Below are 21387 nucleotides of genomic sequence, written 5' to 3'. Positions count from 1 at the left end.
CAAGTAGAAATAATGCCTTCCCACGCCGTCAGCAACAGGGACAGTGTCGTCGCTATGATCCGTTTCCGGCTTCTCATGATGGTGGCGCTGGTGACGGTGGCCGCCTTTGCACTCGGCACGACGTCTTCCCATGCGGATAGTTGCAGCGCGATCAAAGGCCAGTTGCTTTCCGGCGGCCGCGGCGGGGGTGTGAGCCCCGAACTGGCGCAACTGCGCCGCCAGCTTGCGGCAATCCAGGGCCTGGAGAGGCAGCGCAGGTGCACGGCGCAAAGTACCACGGGCGGCTTCTTCAACGCTTGCGCCGACCTTGCCAGAAACCGGACGGAGGTGCAGCGCCAGATGGCGGCCGCGTCCAGTTCCAGCCGAGACATTTCAGGCCTGCAAGCACGCTTCGCGGCGCTGGGCTGCACCGGGGCAAGGGAACAGCGTTCGGCACCGAAGACCCAATCCGCAGCGGGTGGAGCAACGTATGTCGGCAATGCGATGCTGTTTTGCGTGCGCCTGTCGGATGGATATTTCTTCCCGGCGCCAAAGTCGCAATTCGCCGGCAGCGGGGATCTCAAGGAAACGGCCGATCAGTGCCGTTATATCTGCGATGATCCGGCCGTCGATCTGTACACGTTGAGCGATGCCAGTCTGGAGACCGAAAAGATGGTCGCGCTTGATACGCGCAAATCCTACACCGAACTGCCGTCGGCTTTCCGCTACCGGGACGATGCAAATTTCAAGGCCTGCGACGTCAAACGTTATTATCAGCGTGTTGCCGAACTCAGGGCAAGGACTGTGACGCCGACAAACATGTCCAATGCCATCATTCCCCTGCCTCAGCCGAAGCCGGACCTCGGCGGTGTCGCGGCAATCCCGCAATCCGGCACCGAAGCCCCGGGTGTTGCCCAACTGCAGTCGATCGAGGCCGGCAAGCGGACGGTGCGCGTGGTCGGCCCGGCCTTTTTCCCGGCGGAATAAACCGCTTCTTTCTTCCCATCCCGCGGATACAGCTTGCAGCGAGCCGCCGGCGCGGCAGCAAGGCCAGCTGGAACAGAGGGGCGCTCACGGCGTTGTGATCGACATCAGCCAGGAGAAACGCCATGGCCACGTTCCGGGAAATGCGGGTGCAGGAAATCGTCGAGGACGAATCCCTGTCCACCGAACAGAAGATCGCCGAGTTGCGTGAGATCGAATCCGAGGCACGTGGGCTGCAACGGGCGGCATCGGAGAGCTCGATGGGTGATAATGATGGTTGGCAGGACGATTTGCGCCAGGTTCGGTTCGCGCTCGACAAGCTGGGCGCAAAGGAGCCGAAGAAAGGCGCGGCATCACTATAGGGCCTGTCCGCGACTTCGGGTTGTGCTTCCAGGGATCAGTCGCAGACCATGCGGACTCGCTGGCCGGGTGCGCTAACGTTCCTGCACGCCAGTTGTTTTTCCGGCTCAGAGGACGCGGGAGACGGCGGTGAAAGCCTCGTCTGGTGTCGTCTATGGACGGCAGGTTTCGAAATCCTGCGTTCGGAAAATTGTGCGGGCGGCTGCGGCGGCACCGGAAAGGCGCCATTGTCGACCTGCGGCGCGTAATCGACATTCGGGGGCGGCCGTTCCCAGAAGCGCCTGGCGTCGAGCGGCCGCGGGATGACGACCGTGCCGTCATAGCTGCGCGAACAGCCACTGCCGAAAAGCAGTGTCACGCCCAGCAAGAAAGGCCCTATCCGTCCGTACATTAGCAACACCCCTGCATAGGCTTATAACGCGGCCGGGGCGCGCCCGACAACCGGGCGGAATAACGCAGGCGCAGCGTGCCGGTCGTGCCGTTAAGGTTAGCGGATCGTTAATGCTTCTCGGGCACATTCCGCCGACGAACCGCGGAGGGAGGGTTCGACCTTGATTTTCGGGGTGGGGACAGCATGGCGGAAGCGGACGAAGCAATCGGTGCGCGCGGCAAGCGTGGGTCCGGCAAGGCGGTGCATCACGGTGACGCGCCAGCGTGCGCGGACATGGATTCGGCCGACGCGCTTCGCCAATTGGTCGAGGCAGGCTCGGACTGGATCTGGGAGACCGACGCCGAACTGCGATTCTCCTGGCTTTCACCCACCTATCAGGCGGCCACCGGTATCGACCCGGCTGATGTGCTCGGCCGGTTCCGCTTCGATTTCCTGAACCAGGTCCTGAAAGGCAAGCGCAGCGCGGCTACGCATCTGGAGGATCTGGAGGCGCATCGGCCTTTCCGCGACTTCGTCTATGAACTGAAGGGAGGCCGCGCCGGCTGTCGCTGGGTGCTGACTTCAGGCTTCCCACGGTTCGACAGCGAAGGGAAATTTGCCGGCTATCGCGGCATAGGCCGCAATGTCACCGCACTGGCCAGCGCGTTCGAAGACATCGCGTTCGACGACATGGAGCCAAGGCAGGAACCGCCAGTCGGCGGCGACACGGCCGGGCATCTTGCCGATCTCGAGCGGACGATGGACGCCATGCGCATGGGGATCGTGCTTCTCGACGCGAAGCTCGACACGCTGATCATCAACAAGGCCTATCGTGACATCTCCAAGATGTCGGAAGGCGATGTGGCCGTCGGCGCACCCTTCAGCCTGCTGATGGAGATCAATCGGCGCAACGGCATTTATGGCGATATCGCCCAGCCGGAATGGGAGCGCTATCTCGCCAGCCGGCTGGATGAGATCCGTGCCGGCAGCGTCTCGGCACGCCAGTTCCGCCATGCCGACGGCAAGACGATGCTGTTTTCCATCACCGCCTTGTCGGGCGGCAAGCGACTGCTGACCTATTACGACATCACCGAGCTGAGGCTGCGCGACGCCGAGCTCGCCGATGCGCTGGAAAAGGCGCGGCTCGCGGAGGCGGTGATCAACGCCGTCGAGGATCCGATTTTCGTCAAGGACGATCATCTCCGGTTCGTCTTCGTCAATGAGGCGTTCGCGAACCTGTTCGGCCAGACACCGCAAGCCATGCTTGGCAGACCCGGAGGCGATTTCCTCGGGCCGACCCAGGTCGCGCTCTTCGAACGCAGCGAACGGGAAGTCCTGTCGACGGGACAAATCTATGAAGTCGAAGAGAATTTCGACGATGAAGGCGCCGCTCGTTCGCGCATTGTCAGGAAAAACCGCGTCCGTATGCCAAGCGGCCGCGACTATGTCGCCGGCTTCCTCTTCGACATTTCCGATATGAAACGGCGCGAGACCGAGGCGCAGGATGCGCGCAAGCATCTCGCCAGCGTGCTGGAATCGCTGCCGGCCGGCGTGATCATCTACGATCGCGACGACAAGTTCGTCTTCGCCAACCACAAGCTGCAGGTAACGCTGCCGGCGCTGAAGCCCTTCTGGCAGCCCGGCCGGAGCTTCCGCGAGGCGCTGGAATTCGGCCATTCCGTGGGCTATTTCCGCTCGAGCGGCGACAGCGGGATCGACGGGCTTTACGAATCCGAACCCGAACGCTGGCTCGACAGCATATTGGCGCGCTACCGGCTGCCGAATTCTTCCTACGAGCGCCTCAATGCCGATGGACGCTGGTATCAGGTCTACGACATGCGCACCGATGACGGCACATTCATCGGCGTGCGCGTCGACATCACCGATATCAAGAGCCGCGAAGCGGCCTTGCGCGATTCCATGCGCCAGATCGACCTGTTCCGGCACGTCATGGATGAGCTGCCGGTGGCCGCCTTCATCAAGGCGCAGGACCTGGGCATCGAATTCGTCAACAAGGCCTGGTGCGCGATCACGGGCCTCGCCAAGGAAGACGTCATCGGCCGGACCGACCGCCAGCTGTTCGGCGCCGCGGAAGCGGAAGGCTACAGCCACGACGACAGCGATGTCGTGGCGACCGGCGCCGTGCGCGAGGTCGAGGAACCCGTCACCCATCGCGACGGCACGGTGCGGCAATTGATGACGCGCAAGAGCCGCTTGGTGGCAACGGACGGATCGGTGCATCTGGTCGGCTCCAGCACGGACATCACCGACGTCAAGGCGCGCGAGCGGGCTTTGGAAGAGAGCATGCGCGAGAACGAGGTGTTCCGCAGCCTGATCGACAATGTGCCGGTGTCGATCTACGCCAAGCGCTCCGACCTCAGGCAGTTCTATGTCAACAAGGGCTGGTGCGACCTCACCGGCTTCAGCAAGCAAGAGGCGATCGGCAAGACCGATGTCGAGATCTTCGGCCCGGATGGCGAAGCCTTCATCGCCGGCGATCTGGCCGTGCTGCGCACCGGCGAAACCCAGGAGATCGAGGAGAGCGTGACGCTCCCCGATGGCAGCGTGCGCCACCAGTTCGCGCGCAAGGGCGCGATGATCGCGTCGGACGGTTCGCTCTACCTGATCGGATCGACCACCGACATCACGGAGCTGAAGATGCGCGAGGCGGAGCTCAGCGAGGCGCGCCAGCGCGCCGTGCTCGCCGACCGCGCCAAGTCGGAATTCCTCGCCAATATGAGCCATGAAATCCGCACGCCGATGAACGGTGTGCTGGGCATGGCGGAACTCTTGGCCAAGTCCAATCTCGATCCGAAGCAGAAGACGTTCACCGACATCATCGTCAAGTCCGGCAACGCGCTCTTGACCATCATCAACGACATCCTGGATTTCTCCAAGATCGATGCCGGCCAGATGGTGCTCGATCCGGCGCCCTTCAACCTTGCCGAGGCGATCGAGGATGTGGCGACGCTGGTGTCGACGCGTGCCAAGGAAAAGGACCTCGAGCTTATCGTGCGCGTCGAGCCAAGGCTCGAAAACCTGTTCATCGGCGACGTTGGCCGCATCAGGCAGATCGTCACCAACCTGCTCGGCAACGCGGTCAAATTCACCGATGAAGGCCATGTGCTGGTCGACGTGACCGGCGAGAGGGTCCCGACCGGAACCAGGCTGACGATCTCGGTAACCGACACCGGGATCGGCATTCCTGAGGAAAAACTGAAGCTGGTGTTCGAAAAATTCAGCCAGGTCGACACCTCTTCGACACGGCGGCACGAGGGCACCGGGCTTGGCCTTGCCATCACCTCGCGGCTGGTCGACCTGATGGGCGGCGAGATCGGTGTCGAGAGCGCCGAGGGCAAGGGCTCGACCTTCTGGTTCACCGTGACGCTGCCCAGGGCCGGACAGCAGAACGGCCAGCGCATCATGCCGGTGGACGTGACGGGCGCACGGGTGCTGATCGTTGACGACAATGCCGTCAATCGGGCCATCCTGACCGAGCAGATGACCTCGTGGACGTTCGATTCCTGCGCGGCCGAAAGCGGCGCCGAAGGCCTCAAGGTGCTGATCGCGGCCGCCGCCTACGGCGTGCCCGTGGACTGCGTCGTGCTCGACTACCAGATGCCTGAGATGAGCGGCGCCGAAATGGCGCGCATCGTGCGCAACACCGAAGGTCTCGCCGACACGCCCATCATCATGCTGACCTCGGTCGACCAGTCGCTCGCCAACACCAGCTACCGTGATCTCGGCATCGACGCCCAGCTGATCAAGCCGGCGCGTTCCTCGGTGCTCCTGGAGACGCTGGTCGCGACCATACAGCGCCATCGCCACGCCACGGATGTCCACGCCGCCCAGCCACTCGCGGGCGAGGGGCCTGGCGCTTCTCCGCCGCTGGCATTGTACGAACAACGCGCGCAATTGCAGCCGCCACCGGTTCGCCCCAGGCTGCCTGCCACCGGCGAGGGCGGACACAGGCTGGACATCCTCGTGGCCGAGGACAATGAGGTGAACCAGATGGTCTTCACCCAGATCCTTGGCGAAACCGGCTATGGTTTCGAGATCGTCGGCAATGGCCGCAAGGCGCTCGACGCCTTCGGCAAGCTCAATCCGTGCATGATCCTGATGGATGTCTCGATGCCGGAGATGAGCGGGCTCGAGGCGACCGCCGCGATCCGCCGGCTGGAGCAGGAAACCGGCACGCATGTGCCGATCGTCGGCGTCACCGCGCATGCGCTCAAAGGCGATCGCGAGCGGTGCCTGGAGGCGGGCATGGACGACTATCTGCCCAAGCCGATCAGCCCCAGGGCCCTGCTGGAGAAGGTCGAGCGCTGGATCGGCGCCGGCCGCCAGGTCCAGCGCAACGCGGGATAGCATCGCGTTGCCTGGTTCCAGGGATGTGAGAGGCAAGCCAAGGGAATCAATCGCGGATTTGCCGCTGCGCCCGCGCGCAATGACTATGGTGCGATCGCACCATATCAAAGGCGGCGCCCAGCCGAGACAATGGCAAAATTGAATTCCGCCCTTGCAGTTACGGGCGGGAGCAGCGACCGCCGGCAAAGAAGCAGCGTCAACCTACCCCAACGGACCTGTTTTTGGCGATGGCCCGGCCACGACACGCTCTGGCCTTGAGCAACGCGCTCCCGTCCGGATTTTCTTCCCCTGAGAAAGCCCCGTCGAATCCGGCGGCGGCTCCAGCTGGCGGATGGGCCAAGTCACTGATTCCGAGAGCAAACTCGGATCTGGCCGCGACCGCTCGATGCCACCGCCTTTGCCAGGGCCTGTGACGCGTTACCGGGCTGACACGAAACTGTCATGCGACTGTTATAATCGAAGGCTATTGGCCTCAGCGGGCGCCGGTTAGGAATGGCGCCGAGAGACCATCTTCCGAACAGGAGCAGGCCACATGAGACATTTCATCCGCTCGGCGGCCGTTGCGATTGCAATGGCTACGGCGTCTACCTTCACCCTTTCCGCAGCAATGGCAGCTGACCTTTCCGGCGCCGGCTCGACATTCATCTACCCGGTGTTCGCCAAGTGGGCCGACACCTACAAGAAGGACACCGGCATCGGCCTCAACTACCAGTCGATCGGTTCGGGCGGCGGCATCAAGCAGGTCATCGCCAAGACCGTGACCTTCGGCGCCACCGACAAGCCGATGTCCGACGCCGACCTGGAAAAGAACGGCCTCGTGCAGTTCCCGATGGTGATGGGCGGCATCGTTCCGATCGTCAACCTCACCGGCGTCAAGCCGGGCGAGCTCGTCCTCGACGGCAAGACGCTGGCCCAGATCTATCTCGGCGCCATCACCACCTGGGACGACGCCGCGATCAAGGCGCTGAACCCCACCCTCACCCTGCCGTCGACCGCGATCGCCGTCGTGCATCGTTCGGACGGTTCGGGCACCACCTTCAACTTCACCGACTATCTGGTGAAGCTCTCGCCCGACTGGAAGGACAAGGTTGGTTCAGACACCGCCGTCGAGTGGCCGACGGGCGTCGGCGCCAAGGGCAGCGAAGGCGTTGCCAACACCGTCAAGCAGACCGACGGCGGCATCGGCTACGTCGAATACGCCTATGCCAAGCAGAACAACCTTTCCTACTCCAAGCTGGTGAACGCTGCCGGCAAGGTCGTTGAGCCGTCGCTCGAATCCTTCGGCGCCGCCGCTTCGAATGCCGACTTCAAGGCTGCCAAGAACTTCAACGTCATCATCACCAACGAGCCCGGCGACACCACCTGGCCGATCGCCGCCTCCACCTGGGTCCTGATCCACAAGGCTCCGGACGATGCCGCGACCACCGGCGAAGCCCTGAAGTTCTTTGCCTGGGCCTACAAGGACGGCAAGGAAACCGCCAAGGCGCTCGACTATGTCTCGATCCCCGACAGCGTCGTCGACCTGATCAAGGCGTCGTGGAAGGCCGACATCCAGGCCGACGGCAAGCCCGTCTACGCCGGCGAGTAACATCTTCCTAAGGAGCGCCGCGACCGTGGCGCTCCTTTTCCCTCAACCTGAAAGAGCCGAGCTTGACATGAGCGCTGTCCAGGAAGCCTTGCCAGCCGTCAGAGGTTCCCGCGATGCCACCGTTCGACGGTTCGCGCTGACCGACTCAATCTTCCACGCGACAACCCGCGCCGCCGCGATATTGGTGCTGGTGCTGCTTGGCGGCGTCGCGATCTCGCTATTTGCCGGTTCCTGGCAAGCCCTGTCGACTTTCGGCTTTTCCTTCCTGACCAGCGAAAGCTGGAACCCGGTGACGGAGAAGTTCGGTGCGCTGGCCCCGATCTACGGCACCATCATCACCTCGGCAATCGCCATCCTGATCGCCGTGCCGCTCGGCATCGGCATCGCTATCTTCCTCACCGAGCTTTGCCCGCGCCCGCTTCGGCGCCCGATCGGCATGGCGGTGGAATTGCTGGCCGGCATCCCTTCGATCATCTATGGTATCTGGGGCCTGTTCGTGCTGGCACCGTTCCTGCAGACGACCGTTCAGCCTTTCATCATCAGCGTGTTCCACGGTATTCCGGGCCTCAACAGCCTGTTCGCCGGCCCCCCTTATGGCATCGGCCTGCTCACCTCGGCGATGATCCTGGCCATCATGATCCTGCCTTTCATCACCTCGATCACCAAGGACGTGTTCGACACGGTGCCATCGGTGCTGAAGGAATCGGCCTATGGGATCGGCTGCACGACCTGGGAGGTCACGCGCCGGGTCGTCATCCCCTACACGCGCATCGGCATCATGGGCGGCGTCATGCTGGCTCTCGGCCGCGCGCTTGGTGAAACAATGGCGGTGACCTTCGTCATCGGCAACGCGCACCGCATCTCGACGTCGCTGTTCGCGCCGGCAACGACCATCTCGGCGACCATCGCCAACGAATTCACCGAAGCCGTCGGCGATCTCTACACCTCCTCGCTGGTCGCGCTCGGCCTGATCCTGTTCGTTATCACCTTCCTGATCCTTGCCATCGCACGCTACATGCTGATGCGCATCGATGCCCGCACGGGAGCCTGACCGATGTCGACAGCCACATCGCTTCACCAAAGCCGCAAGCGCAAGAATGGCGTGATGATGACGCTGTGCGTCATCGCCGCCGGCATCGGGCTCGCCTGGCTGGCGCTGATCCTCGGCGCACTGCTCTACAAGGGCCTGTCGGGGGTCTCGCTGTCGGTCTTCACGGAAATGACTCCGCCGCCCGGTGACGCCGGCGGCCTGCTCAACGCCATCTACGGCAGCATCGTGATGACCATCATCGGCATCATCGTCGGTACGCCGATCGGCGTGCTGGCCGGCACCTACATGGCTGAGTACGGACGCTTCTCGAAGCTCACCACCGTGGTGCGCTTCATCAACGACATCCTTCTGTCGGCGCCATCGATCATCATCGGTCTGTTCGTCTATGAGTTGATGGTGCGGCCGATGGGGCATTTCTCGGCCATCGCCGGGGCCGTCGCGCTGGCCATCCTGGTCATCCCGGTCGTCGTGCGCACCACCGAGGACATGCTCAATCTGGTGCCGAACGCGTTGCGCGAAGCCGGCACCGCGATCGGCGCGCCGCGCTGGGTGGTCATCCGTTCGGTTGCCTATCGCGCGGCGCTTTCCGGCATCGTCACCGGCATATTGCTGGCCATCGCCCGCATCTCCGGCGAGACCGCCCCCCTTCTTTTCACGGCGCTGAACAACCAGTTCTGGTCCAGCAATCTCAACGCGCCGATGGCCAGCCTGCCTGTCACCATCTTCCAGTTCGCTCTCAGTCCCTACGAGGAATGGCAGCAGCTGGCCTGGACCGGCGCACTCATAATCACATTGACGGTTCTCGCGCTCAGCATCTTTGCGCGCAGCCTGACCGGACGCAGAGAGGACAAATGAGCCAGATGTTGTCTCCAGACATGACGATCGCCGCCGAGGCGGCGGCCAAGGCCAAGATCGAGGTCAAGAACCTCAACTTCTACTACGGCCAATCGAAGGCGCTGAAGGATATCACGCTGTCGCTGCCCGAGCGCAGCGTCACCGCCTTCATCGGCCCTTCCGGTTGCGGAAAGTCGACACTGCTGCGCGTCTTCAACCGCATCTACGAGCTCTACCCCAAGCAGACCGCCGAGGGCCAGGTGCTGCTCGACGGCCAGAACGTTCTCGACCGCTCGCAGGACCTCAACCTTTTGCGCACCAAGATCGGCATGGTGTTCCAGAAGCCGACGCCGTTCCCGATGTCGATCTACGAGAACATCGCCTTCGGCGTCAGGCTCTATGAGAAGATCAGCAAGGCCGAGATGGACGGTCGTGTCGAGCAGGCGCTGAAGCGCGCCGCTTTGTGGACCGAGGTCAAGGACAAGCTCAATGCCAGCGGCCTCAGCCTGTCGGGCGGCCAGCAGCAGCGGCTGTGCATCGCCCGCACGGTGGCGGTGAAGCCGGAGGTCATCCTGCTCGACGAGCCGGCCTCCGCGCTTGATCCGCTGTCGACCGCCAAGATCGAGGAACTGATCGACGAGCTGCAGGCCGACTACACGATCGTCATCGTCACCCACAACATGCAGCAGGCGGCGCGCGTCTCGAAGCAGACCGCCTTCATGTATCTGGGCGAACTGGTCGAATTCGACCGCACCGAGAAGATCTTCACGTCGCCTCGCGAGAAGCGCACGCAAGACTACATCACCGGCCGCTTCGGCTGATCGCACGCATACGAGGACCAGGATCATGGCCGAACATACAGTCGCAGCCTTCGACGAGGATCTCGGACAGATCAGCAGGCTGATCAGCGACATGGGCGATCTCGCCGGCTCGATGGTCGGCGGCGCCACCAAGGCGCTGCTGAATTCCGACAACGCGCTGGCACAGCGCGTGGTCTCCGACGACGCCATCATGGATGCACGCCAGCGCGAACTCGACGATCGCGCCATCACGCTGATCGCCAAGCGCCAGCCGATGGCCGACGATCTGCGCCATGTCGTCGGGTCGATCCGCATGGCCGGCGACCTCGAACGCATTGGCGACCTTGCCAAGAACATTGCCAAGCGCGTCGGCACCGTCGGTCTCAACGCAACGCCGCGCGACCTGTCGCATTCCATCGACGCCATGGCGCAGCTGGTGCTGATCCAGGTGCAGGGCGTGATCGAGGAGTATGCGGCGCGCGACGCCGCCGCGCTTGCGAAGCTGCGCGCCGACGACGAACGCATCGACGTCAAGTACACCTCGGTGTTCCGCGAATTGCTGACCTACATGATGGAGGATCCGCGCAACATCACCGCTTGCACGCATCTGTTGTTCTGCGCCAAGAATCTCGAACGCATCGGCGACCATGTGACCAACATCGCCGAGAACGCGTACTATGTCCTGACCGGCACGCAACTGCCCGCCAACCGCCCCAAACAGGACGAGACGGCGATGTCGGCGCCGGCGGCTTGAGCGTTGGAGCGGTTCAGCGTTTCGCGGAAACGCCGAACCGCTCTATCTCTTTGTTTCACGCAATTCAGGATGGAAAACCGCTACACATTTTTTCCTGGGATTGCTTTAGAGGTGACCAGTCAATGATCGCACCACGCATCATGGTGGTGGAGGACGAGGAGCCGCTCGGCGTGCTCCTCCGCTACAATCTGGAATCGGAAGGTTATCAGGTCGAGGTGGTAACCCGCGGCGATGAAGCCGAAATCCGGCTGCAGGAGAACGTGCCCGATCTCCTGGTGCTCGACTGGATGGTACCGGCGGTGTCCGGCATCGAACTCTGTCGCCGGCTAAGAATGCGGCCCGAGACCGAACGGCTGCCGATCATCATGCTTACCGCGCGGGGTGAAGAAAGCGACCGTGTGCGTGGGCTCTCCACAGGGGCCGACGATTATCTGGTCAAGCCGTTCTCGACGCCGGAATTCATGGCCCGCGTCAAGGCGCTGCTGCGCCGCGCCAAGCCGGAAGTGCTGTCCAGCGTGCTCAAGGTCGGCGACATCGTGCTCGACCGTGAATCGCACCGGGTCTACCGCAAGAAGAGCGAGATCCGGCTCGGGCCGACCGAATTCCGCCTGCTCGAATTCATGATGCGCCATCCCGGCCGCGTCTTCTCGCGCAGCCAACTGCTCGACAATGTCTGGGGTGAGACGATCTATATCGACGAGCGCACCGTGGACGTGCATGTCGGCCGCCTGCGCAAGGCGGTCAACAATGGCCGCATGCCCGACGTCATCCGCACCATCCGTGGGGCAGGCTACGCGATCAGGGAAGATTAGAGCCTTGAGGCGGAAGCGTTGATAGGTTGACTGTGTCCACTCCCGGGTCACACGCATTGACAATTGGCTGAGACGCTCATGGCTTCGTTATCCTTGGGCGAGCAAGGAGCGCAGCGACGCGGCGCGAACCCCTGGGGCTGCTCTGCAGCCCAAGGATCCATGCCGCGACCTCAAAGCGTTGCCACGGCGCAAATCCTGCTCCGTTGCACTGCGTGGCATAGGTCACGGAATGGATCCCAGGGTCTCCGCGACGGAGCTTCGCTCCTGCTCCGCCCACGGATGACGACGGCCAATCTCCAAGTAAGCGAGGGTCTACCGCATCAACGACGAATGCCAGCTCAGGCAACGCTCTTCCCGGCACTGCCTCTTGCCTGCACGCCCGGCGCGAAGATTTCCTGATCGACGAAGGTCAGTGCGCGCATGGCGCAGCCCTCGCGGATCAGGGGCAACTCGTTCGGTTCGGTGTCGAACGAAATCGATTTCGAGTGCTGGCCGCCGGCGGTCTGGGCGATCGCCTCGCGCAATGCCGGCTCGATCAGGTCGAAGGCGGCGGCGCTGACGCCGACCATGGCCACGGGGGCGGGATCGATCAGCGCAAACAGGCTGCCGAGGCCATAACCTAGTGCTTCTCCGGCCTTGCGATAGGCTTCGCGCTCGGGCCCGGCGCGTTCCCGCGCTGTCGTCGCCAATGCCCGCATCTGCGCGTCGCTGACGTCGGCGACCGGTTCGGTGTCCTCGCCAAGCTGCCTGGCATTGCGCCAGATGGCGTAGTTGCCGGCATAGGCCTCGACGCAGCCGCGCCGCCCGCAGCGGCAGAGCGCGCCGCCTGGCCGATGGATCATGTGGCCGAACTCGCCGCCCGACGAATGGGTGCCGGTGAACAGCTCGCCCTTCAGCACCAGGCCCATGCCGATGCCGTGCGACAAAAGGATAGCGATGAAGTCGTCGCGGTAGCGTTCGGGGTCGCGCCAGCGCAGCGCCACCGCCATCATGTTGCAGTCGTTCTCCATGGTGGCCGGGATGCCGAACTCGGCTTCCAGTATGTCGGCGAAGGCGATGTCGGTCTGCGGCGTGATCGGCGACCACAGCATGGCCCTGGCCTCGGTGTCGGTGATGCCCTGGATCGCCAGTGCGATGCGGGCGACGCTGCGCACGTCGATATCGGGATCCTCGAGGCGGCGCCGTACAATGGCGACGCATTCACCGATCAGCGCCTCGCGCGACATGGTCAGCGTGTCCAGCCGGCGCTGTTCCTCCGATATCACCTGGCCGGCATAGTCGATGACGGCGACGGACAGGAAATTCAGCGACAGCACCACAGTCATGATGGCCGCGGCCTCCGGGTTGAGGCCGAGGCCGACCTGTGGCCTGCCGCGTTTGAGCGCACCGGCCTCGCTCGGCTTGCCCTCGACTAGGATGCCTTCGCCGATCAGGTCCGAAGAGATCGCCGATATGGTCGAATGGCTGAGGCCGGTGGTCGCGGCGATCTCGGTGCGCGACGGTTGGCCGGCCCGGCGCACGGCCGCAATCACCATGGCGCGGTTGCGCCGGCGCAGATCGTCGTGGCGGATTCCGACCGACATACTTTCCCACATCCTCCCCGTCGCCGCGGTTCTGACTGCCCCTCGAACACTGCCGGCGACTGGGGCAAATACTGGCAGAAGCGGCTGGCGCTGTCATTTATTTATTGCGAGGCTCGAAAAAAAGTCCACGACACCTCAAGATCCATCAGAATCGATGTTGACAGCGTTCCGACGATGGATCAGTATTTTTTTTGAGGCTCGAAAAAATAGAGCCTCTGTGCCGGCCTTCGGGTCAGTTTGGTCGCGCCATACGCGGCGCAGGGAGGATATCATGAAGAGATTCACGGCCGCCATCCTGGCGGGTGTCGCCATGTCGCTGACGCTTGCGTCGGTCGCGCAGGCGAAGGACAAGGTCATCGGTGTTTCGTGGTCGAACTTCCAGGAAGAGCGCTGGAAGACCGACGAGGCCGCCATGAAGAAGGCGATCGAGGCCGCCGGCGACAAGTACATTTCCGCCGATGCGCAGTCCAATCCCGGCAAGCAGCTTACCGATGTCGAAAGCCTGATCTCGCAGGGCGCCAACTCGCTCATCATCTTGGCGCAGGATGCCTCGGCGATCGGCCCGGCGGTGCAGAAGGCACTGGACGAAGGCATTCCGGTCGTCGGCTATGACCGCCTGATCGAGAACAAGGACGTCTTCTACCTGACCTTCGACAACAAGGAAGTCGGCCGCTTGCAGGCCGGCGCAGTGTTCAAGGTCAAGCCGGAAGGTAACTATGTCTTCATCAAGGGCTCGGGTGCCGATCCGAACGCCGATTTCCTGTTCTCGGGCTCGATGGAAGTGCTCAAGGCGGCCATCGACAGCGGCAAGATCAAGAATGTCGGCGAGGCTTATACGGACGGCTGGCTGCCCGCCAACGCCCAGAAGAACATGGAACAGTTCCTGACCGCCAACGACAACAAGGTCGATGCCGTGGTCGCCGCCAATGACGGCACCGCAGGCGGTGTCGTCGCGGCGCTGACGGCGCAAGGCCTTGCCGGTACCGTGCCGGTGTCGGGCCAGGACGGCGATCATGCCGCGCTGAACCGCATCGCGCTCGGCACCCAGACCGTGTCGGTGTGGAAGGATGCGCGCGAGCTCGGCAAGAATGCCGCCGAGATCGCCTCGCAGCTGGCCGACGGCAAGAAGATGACCGACATCGCCGGGGTGAAGGACTTCACGACGCCTGGCGGCAACACCGTCAAGTCGCTGTTCCTGACCCCTGTCGCCATCACCAAGGACAATCTCAATCTCGTCATCGATGCCGGCTGGATCAAGAAGGACGAAGTCTGCGCGGGCGTCGCCGCCGGCAGCGTCGCGGCCTGCAACTAGAACGGCGCTGCACTGTTCGACAATGACGCCGCGGCCCAAAAGCCGCGGCGTTTTCTCAAAAAGATTTGTGTTTCCGCCTCAGGCGGATAGCTTCTAGGCTGCGTTCCGGCATCCGTGCCGGATGGCCGGCCGGTGGGAGGAAATCATGACCGACACGACGTCCAACCCGCAGGTCGACACCGCGCGCGCGTCGGAGCTTGGCGCGGTCGCCCGGTTCCTGAAGGCAACCGAGATAGACACCCGCATGCTCGGCATGATCGGTGCCCTGTTGCTGATCTGGGTCGGGCTGCACGTGATTTCGAGTCTGCGTCTGGGCGTCAATCCGCTCGATTTCGACAGCCGCACCTTTCTCACTCCGCGCAATCTGTGGAACCTGTCGGTGCAGACCTCCGCTGTTGCCATCATGGCCTGCGGCATGGTGCTGGTCATCGTCATGCGCAATATCGACCTGTCCGTCGGCTCCGCCGAGGGCCTGATCGGCATGGTCATGGGCTTTGCCCAGGTGCATTTCCTGGTCCGGTTCGTCGGGCTTGAACTCGGCAATCCGTGGATATGGGTTCTGGCGCTGGTCATCGGGCTGGCGCTCGGGCTACTGATCGGCGCTTTCCAGGGTTTCATCATCGCCTATCTCGAAGTGCCGGCCTTCATCGTCACGCTGGGCGGCCTGCTGGTCTGGCGCGGTGCCGCCTGGTGGGTCACGTCAGGCCAGACCGTGGCACCGCTCGATGCCACGTTCCAGCTGATGGGCGGCGGCCCGGCCGGATCGATCGGCGCCACCTGGAGCTGGATCGTCGGTATCGTCGCCTGCCTCGCCGTCGTGTTTGCACTGTTCAACGGGCGGGTGCAGCGCAAGCGCTTCCGCTTCCCGTTGCGCCCGGTCTGGGCCGAAACGCTGCTCGGCACCGTCACCTGCGCCGTCATCATGGGCGCGGTGTGGCTGGCCAATTCCTATCCCTGGCCCATCGGCATCGTGAACAGATACGCCGCCGCCAACAACATCACCGTACCCGAGGGTGGCCTGTTCATCGCCCACGGCATTGCCATCCCGGTGCTGATGGCGATCGCCGTCGGGCTGATCATGACCTTCATCACCAACCGCACCCGTTTCGGCCGCTATGTCTTCGCCATCGGCGGCAACCCGGAGGCCGCCAACCTGGCCGGTATCAACACACGCTGGATCACCATGAAGGTGTTCATGATCATGGGCGTGTTGGCCACGATCGCCGCCGCGATCTCGTCTGCCCGGCAGAACTCGTCGACCAACGTGCTTGGCACATTGGACGAGCTGCTTGTCATCGCCGCCGCCGTCATCGGCGGCACATCGCTGGCCGGCGGCTCGGGAACGATCATCGGCGCCATGCTCGGAGCGTTGCTGATGCAGTCGCTGCAGTCCGGCATGGTGCTGCTCGGCGTCGACTCGCCGCTGCAGAGCATCGTCGTCGGCGCCGTTCTGGTCATCGCCGTCTGGCTCGACACCGTCTACCGCAAGCGGGTTTAGGGGGAGAAAGACCATGGCTGACAAAACCGCTTCCGCCGCCGGCACGCCGCTGGTCGACATGCGCAACATCTCGATCGCCTTTGGCGGTATCCGGGCCGTCGACGACGCCTCGATCGATCTTTTCCCGGGCGAGGTCGTGGCGCTCCTCGGCCACAACGGCGCCGGCAAGTCGACGCTGATCAAGATCCTGTCGGGCGCCTATAAGCGCGACGCCGGACAGATCTTCGTCAATGGCGAGGAGGCTTCGATCTCCAACCCGCGCGACGCCAAGAGATACGGCATCGAGACGATCTACCAGACGCTCGCCTTGGCCGACAATGTCGACGCCGCCGCCAATCTTTTCCTTGGCCGCGAACTGATGACCGCCTGGGGCACGCTCGACGATGTCGCCATGGAGGCCGAGGCGCGCAAGGTGATGGGGCGGCTCAATCCCCGCTTCCAGCGCTTCAAGGAACCGGTGATCAAACTGTCGGGCGGACAGCGGCAATCAGTGGCGATCGCACGCGCGATCCTGTTCAACGCCCGTATCCTGATCATGGACGAACCGACGGCGGCTCTCGGTCCGCAAGAGACGGCGCAGGTCGGTGAACTGGTCAGGCAGCTCAAGTCCGACGGCATCGGCATCTTCCTGATCAGCCACGACATCCATGATGTGTTCGAGCTGGCCGACCGGGTCTGCGTGATGAAGAACGGACAGGTCGTCGGCACCGCGCGCACCACCGACGTCACACAAGACGAGGTGCTCGGCATGATCATCCTGGGCAAGTGTCCCCCTGGCGCCATTCCTGGACCAGGTGCGCTGAAGATTGCCGCCTGAGGGCTTTCGGCGGGTGGCATGGCTCTCCCGCACGTCCCCGTTGCCGCTCACGTGATGTGCCAGTGATCGCGATGGGTTGGCCTTGCCATTGTGTTGGCCCGGCGACTTGCCCATAAAGGTCCGGTATTGCTCATGGACCGCATCATCCGTTGAAGAAACTTTTTCCGATTGTCGCGTTCATCGCCGTTGCGCTGATCAGCATGACCATGGCGGGGTTCGCCTATTTCGCGACGCAGGAAGCCGCCCGCATCAAGTTCGAGGCGGCGGCCGATGACGCACTCAACCGGATCGAGAGCCGTATCGATCTGCATTTGTCGCTGCTGCGGTCGACGCAGGCCCTGTTCGACGCCCGCAATGGCGACATCTCCCAGAGCGAGTTCAAGGCGTTCTTCAACGCGCTGGATGTCGACACCAATTTCGCCGGCCTGCGCGGCATCGGCTTCCTCGGGCTGGTCAAGACGGGCGATGAGGCGGCGGTCGAACGCGACATCCTGCATGATTTTGGCGCCAGCCATCCAGTCTATCCGGAGACGACGCAGCCCTGGCGCGCGCCCATCATGCTCTTCGAGCCGATGGATCCGTCCAACCAGGCCAGCATCGGCTACGATATGTTCAGCGAACCAGTGCGGCGCGCGGCGATCGAGAAGGCGATGGCCGATGACCAGCAGCACGCAAGCGGGCTGCTGCAACTGGGCCAAGGCACCGGCGCCACGCAGACTTTCACCGGCTTCCTGGTATTCGTCCGGCTTAACGTCGAAACAGCACCCGAGGTCATCAACGCATCGCGATCCTCGACCGCGGGCTTTCTCTACGCGGCCTTCCGCGCCCGCGACCTGTTCCAGATCGCGCTGAGCCGTGCGCCGCTATTGCCGGTCAACACGGAAATCTATGACGGCGCGGTGAACAGCGACGACCTCCTGTTCCAGTCGGAGACGCCGCCGGCTTCGTCCTTTGGCGATCGGCTGCTGGTCACCCGCAAGATCACGGTGGCCGGCCGGCCGTGGACGGTATTGTTCAGGCCGACCAGCGCCTTCTCGCAGCCATCGTCGCGCGCCATCCCGGTGATGCTGGGGCTGTTCGGCCTGCTGGCGGCAGGCGCCATCGCGCTGGTGGCGCGCTATCAGGAGCGTGCCTATGAGGCGGCATCGCGCTTGCACGAGACGACCGAGAAGAGCCTGCTCGAAAAAGACCTGATGCTGCAGGAGATGAAGCATCGCATCAAGAATTCGATCACCAGGGTGCTGGCGATCGCGCGGCAGACAGCTTCGCGAGCGACCGACGTCAACGAGTTTTCAGCGTCCTTCTCGGCCAGGCTGCAGGCGATGGCCGCTTCCCAGGACATGCTGACGCGCTCGCGCTGGCAGAAGGCCGATCTGGCCGATCTCCTGCGCATCGAACTTGGCCAGGTGTTCGGCAAGGACCTGCCGGAGGGGTTGTTGACGGGTCCCGAGGTGCTGCTCGACGAAACCACGACGCAGGCGCTTGGCCTCACCTTCCATGAACTGGCGACCAATGCGCTGAAATATGGCGAAGCCGGCAATTCCGCCAATGCGCAACGAAGTGACTGGGCGCTCAAAGTGGACTGGTCGCTGGAAGGGCGGGGGCGCGAGCGGACGCTGGCGCTGAACTGGCGAGAGGCCGGGAAGAAAAAGGTCGAGGCGCCCGCCGAGACCGGATTCGGTACCAAGCTGATCGACCTCAACGTCACGCGCGAGTTGCGCGGCACGATCAAGCGCGATTTTCAGGCCGATGGTTTGAAGGTGGAAATAAGAATTCCGCTCGCGGGCTGACGGCCAAATGGCCGCGCCAATGCGATGGAATGTGTCCATACGTGCAAAATCCGGAGGCTGGCGTGGCCGGCCTCCGGATCGAAGTTTTCGACTATCGCCGAATTAGTTGCAGCGGGCCGTGTAAATCCGGCCGTGACGGTCGCGATACTGGCAATAGCCGTTGCGCAGGTTGCGAACCAGCAAGCCCGATCCGGCACCGACAGCCGCACCGATCAGCGCACCCTTGCCGCCGCCGACCAGGCCGCCAATGCCAGCACCAATCAAGGTGCCGCCAGCCACGTCCTTCTCGGTCGAGGTGCAGCCGCTGAGAGCGGCAACCGCAACCACCGCAATAATCATCTTCCGCATTGAGTCACTCCTCACTTTGTGTCCACACTTTGGTTGGCTCCAGCAGCCATTTAGCTTAGTTGGGTCCAGCAGCCATTTAGCACGAAATGACGGCCTTTGCTGCTCGAATTTATTGTTGGCTAAGATAGTCTTTTTCTGGGCGCGCCGCCGCCGATGCCATCACCACATTGGAAATCGCCAATGATGCATTGAGGCTGCCATCGGGGCGCACATTCCAGACTATTTGATCGTAGTCATCCTCAAGCGCGGGATCGACCGCTAGGCATTTGGCGACGACATGCTGCGCCTGCCCTTGCACGTCACCCATCGCGAATGGCCGTTCAGCGGTGCATTCATCGGCGGTCGCGAAAACACTGACGGGCACCTGCAATTCGCGGCAATCGGCCATCGAGTTCGAACAGCCGATGACCAGCAACAACGCGGCTATGTGTTCCATGACGAGATGTCCTCTCGCCACAACAACGGCGCACATCGTCAAAAAGTTCCTGTCAGGTCACGAGGACGCGCAAATAATGACGGTGCGAGGAACTGGGTTTCCGCACGACCAGAGGCTGCCACCAGCAAGCCTGGGACCGGGGCAAGGTAGTGACGTCCAGCCGAGAGCGCAGGGGAGGGCGAGCAGGACTTCGGTCAGGTCAACTGGAACAGAGCGGCCAGGAGTATTATAGCGGCCAGCGTCAGGCCGATCCCTTTCATCAAGCCGTGACGTACATGAGGGAGTGTTTCCGCGGCGGCTTCGGCATCCAGAAATTCGCCCATCGAAATACGGGCGGCCTGTTCCAATCTGTTGATGTCGGCAACCGTCAAGACATTCCTCCTCTACCGTCTGAAGTCCTGCTGCCAACAATGTCCAAAGGCTGGACAGGTTCCGGCGGTGTCTGGGTAAAAAACCATCCGCTTTTATGGTGAACGGTTGGTTAAAATCGTTGCTGCCGCAAGCCGCTCACTGGGCCTCGAAATTGCTGTGTGGGACGACGAGGCGGTATTCGAGGCGGCCATCCACGATGTCGAGGGTCGCGGTTCCGCCCAGGGATGTCGGCACCACCCGCTCCAGCGCGACGCTGCCGAAGCGCTTCTCCGTCCTCCGACCGCCATTGGCTCCGACGGCTTCGGCCCATGTCAGCGAGAGTGTAACCTCACCGGTCGCGGCGGTGTTGAGATCGGCGGTTACTTCGACGAACCCATCCGGCCGGGACAGGGCGCCGTAGCTGACCGAATTGACGGCGAGCTCATGCATCGCCAGGCCGATATGAAGCGCGGCGTTGGGATTGAGGTAGGGATTGGCGCCCCGGAAGCGAAGGCTGTGCGGTGTGTTCGTCCCATAGCGGCCAACCTGGCTCGTCACCAGTTCATGAAGCGCCGCACCGCGCCAGTTCGAGGACGTAACCAGATCCTGGGAGGAGGCCAGTGACTGCAGCCGGCCGCGAAAGCGCGTCAGGAAGTCGCCGATGCCATCTGAATAGCGGCCGGTCTGGCTCGCGATGCTCTGGATGATCGCCAAGAGATTCTTCGAGCGGTGGCTGACCTCGCGCAGCAGCGTTGTCAGTGTCTGTTCGCGCCGCTTCTGCTCGGTCGTCTCGACCATGGTGGTGACGACACCTTGCACGTCACCGGCGTCGCTCCGATCGGCATCGACCCAAATCTGAAACCAGCGGACGCCATTCTCGACCGGAACACTGATTTCAAGGCGCTCCGGATTGCCGGTCGCAACCACATCGCGCTTGGCGGCGCTGATCCGGTCGGCCTGCGCCACCGGCAGGATGCCGTTGCCGTCGGAATCGTCCGAGGCCCAGGGCGCGCGCATGTTGCGCGCCCACACGGTCTTCATGTCGCGATCCTGATAGAGGACGGAAATGCCTGCATTGTGCAGTGCGTGGAGAAGGGCTCGGCCAAGCTGCATGCCACTTTCAGCCGGATGCAAGGCGATGACTTCATCGCTCCGTGCGCCTTCCGTTTTATCTGCAGTCCTGGAGCGCATCGGTCTATCTGTCCACCCAACTCAGGCTGAACGGCTCACTGTAGAATGGGTTCCAAAATGAAATGTCCCGAGAACCTGCCCCTCTAAAGCGGTCCGCCGGACGGTGTCCCTTGAAGGGATACCGCCCGGCGGTGGCTGGAAACCGTTTGAGGGGTGCGGCT

Annotated in this window: 19 protein-coding genes; 13 read left to right on the top strand and 6 right to left on the bottom strand. The window is 63.1% G+C overall.

Going from position 1 to position 21387, the window contains the following annotated elements:
• The first annotated feature begins 12 nt into the window (after positions 1–12).
• Both FJ977_RS15615 and FJ977_RS15610 read left to right on the top strand, forming a co-directional pair.
• Positions 13–966, top strand: coding sequence for a DUF2865 domain-containing protein (locus FJ977_RS15615; protein WP_246683108.1), 954 nt, complete (start codon positions 13–15; stop codon positions 964–966).
• Between the two features lie 122 nt (positions 967–1088).
• On the top strand, positions 1089–1325 hold the full coding sequence (locus FJ977_RS15610; RefSeq protein ID WP_140772723.1) for a hypothetical protein: 237 nt from the start codon (positions 1089–1091) through the stop codon (positions 1323–1325).
• A 35-nt stretch (positions 1326–1360) separates the two neighbouring features.
• Here the strand turns inward: FJ977_RS15610 and FJ977_RS15605 are convergent, their stop codons facing one another.
• Complete coding sequence (locus FJ977_RS15605) at positions 1361–1681, bottom strand: hypothetical protein (protein ID WP_246683118.1); 321 nt, start codon at positions 1679–1681, stop codon at positions 1361–1363.
• Between the two features lie 216 nt (positions 1682–1897).
• Between FJ977_RS15605 and FJ977_RS15600 the strand changes: the two genes are divergently transcribed.
• The 7 genes from FJ977_RS15600 (at position 1898) to phoB (ending at position 11900) form a co-directional block, all read left to right on the top strand.
• Positions 1898–6061, top strand: a complete 4164-nt coding sequence (locus FJ977_RS15600) for a PAS domain-containing protein (protein WP_140772719.1) — start codon at positions 1898–1900, stop codon at positions 6059–6061.
• Positions 6062–6593: 532 nt separating this feature from the next.
• Positions 6594–7649 (top strand): phosphate ABC transporter substrate-binding protein PstS, encoded by a 1056-nt coding sequence (gene pstS / locus FJ977_RS15595; RefSeq protein WP_140772717.1) that lies wholly within the window; start codon positions 6594–6596, stop codon positions 7647–7649.
• A gap of 67 nt (positions 7650–7716) precedes the next feature.
• Entirely contained in the window at positions 7717–8700 is a 984-nt protein-coding gene (gene pstC / locus FJ977_RS15590; protein WP_140772715.1) for a phosphate ABC transporter permease subunit PstC, read from the top strand.
• A 3-nt stretch (positions 8701–8703) separates the two neighbouring features.
• A complete protein-coding gene (pstA, locus tag FJ977_RS15585) occupies positions 8704–9555 on the top strand; it encodes a phosphate ABC transporter permease PstA (protein ID WP_140772713.1) in 852 nt (283 codons plus the stop codon).
• Positions 9552–10355, top strand: coding sequence for a phosphate ABC transporter ATP-binding protein PstB (gene pstB / locus FJ977_RS15580; RefSeq protein WP_056575782.1), 804 nt, complete (start codon positions 9552–9554; stop codon positions 10353–10355). The genes pstA and pstB overlap by 4 nt, the downstream gene beginning before the upstream one ends.
• A gap of 25 nt (positions 10356–10380) precedes the next feature.
• Positions 10381–11088 (top strand): phosphate signaling complex protein PhoU, encoded by a 708-nt coding sequence (gene phoU, locus FJ977_RS15575; RefSeq protein ID WP_140772711.1) that lies wholly within the window; start codon positions 10381–10383, stop codon positions 11086–11088.
• 122 nt (positions 11089–11210) lie between these two features.
• Positions 11211–11900 carry a phosphate regulon transcriptional regulator PhoB gene (gene phoB, locus FJ977_RS15570; RefSeq protein WP_010911896.1) on the top strand — a complete coding sequence of 230 codons (690 nt, stop codon included), beginning with the start codon at positions 11211–11213 and terminating at the stop codon, positions 11898–11900.
• Between the two features lie 338 nt (positions 11901–12238).
• Here phoB and FJ977_RS15565 read toward each other — a convergent pair whose 3' ends face one another.
• Positions 12239–13483, bottom strand: a complete 1245-nt coding sequence (locus tag FJ977_RS15565; RefSeq protein WP_140772709.1) for an ROK family transcriptional regulator — start codon at positions 13481–13483, stop codon at positions 12239–12241.
• A 271-nt stretch (positions 13484–13754) separates the two neighbouring features.
• Between FJ977_RS15565 and xylF the strand changes: the two genes are divergently transcribed.
• From xylF to FJ977_RS15545, 4 genes are all read left to right on the top strand, one after another.
• Positions 13755–14795: a D-xylose ABC transporter substrate-binding protein gene (gene xylF / locus FJ977_RS15560; RefSeq protein ID WP_140772707.1), complete on the top strand. Its 1041-nt coding sequence runs from the start codon at positions 13755–13757 to the stop codon at positions 14793–14795.
• A 145-nt stretch (positions 14796–14940) separates the two neighbouring features.
• Positions 14941–16293: a sugar ABC transporter permease gene (locus tag FJ977_RS15555; RefSeq protein WP_056576524.1), complete on the top strand. Its 1353-nt coding sequence runs from the start codon at positions 14941–14943 to the stop codon at positions 16291–16293.
• Between the two features lie 13 nt (positions 16294–16306).
• Complete coding sequence (locus FJ977_RS15550) at positions 16307–17110, top strand: ATP-binding cassette domain-containing protein (protein WP_140772705.1); 804 nt, start codon at positions 16307–16309, stop codon at positions 17108–17110.
• A gap of 149 nt (positions 17111–17259) precedes the next feature.
• Positions 17260–18900, top strand: coding sequence for a CHASE domain-containing protein (locus tag FJ977_RS15545; protein WP_140772703.1), 1641 nt, complete (start codon positions 17260–17262; stop codon positions 18898–18900).
• A gap of 102 nt (positions 18901–19002) precedes the next feature.
• Here FJ977_RS15545 and FJ977_RS15540 read toward each other — a convergent pair whose 3' ends face one another.
• From FJ977_RS15540 to FJ977_RS15530, 4 genes are all read right to left on the bottom strand, one after another.
• Positions 19003–19248, bottom strand: a complete 246-nt coding sequence (locus tag FJ977_RS15540; protein ID WP_140772701.1) for a YMGG-like glycine zipper-containing protein — start codon at positions 19246–19248, stop codon at positions 19003–19005.
• Positions 19249–19357: 109 nt separating this feature from the next.
• On the bottom strand, positions 19358–19684 hold the full coding sequence (locus FJ977_RS15535) for a hypothetical protein (RefSeq protein WP_140772700.1): 327 nt from the start codon (positions 19682–19684) through the stop codon (positions 19358–19360).
• 194 nt (positions 19685–19878) lie between these two features.
• Positions 19879–20055, bottom strand: coding sequence for a hypothetical protein (locus FJ977_RS35800; RefSeq protein WP_181179848.1), 177 nt, complete (start codon positions 20053–20055; stop codon positions 19879–19881).
• 136 nt (positions 20056–20191) lie between these two features.
• Entirely contained in the window at positions 20192–21226 is a 1035-nt protein-coding gene (locus FJ977_RS15530; protein ID WP_140772698.1) for a sensor histidine kinase, read from the bottom strand.
• Positions 21227–21387: the final 161 nt, after the last annotated feature.

Source organism: Mesorhizobium sp. B2-1-3A (genome assembly GCF_006442655.1).
GTDB lineage: Bacteria > Pseudomonadota > Alphaproteobacteria > Rhizobiales > Rhizobiaceae > Mesorhizobium.
The sequence above is the reverse complement of the archived record's forward strand: the minus strand, read 5'-3'. Positions and strand labels throughout refer to the sequence as shown.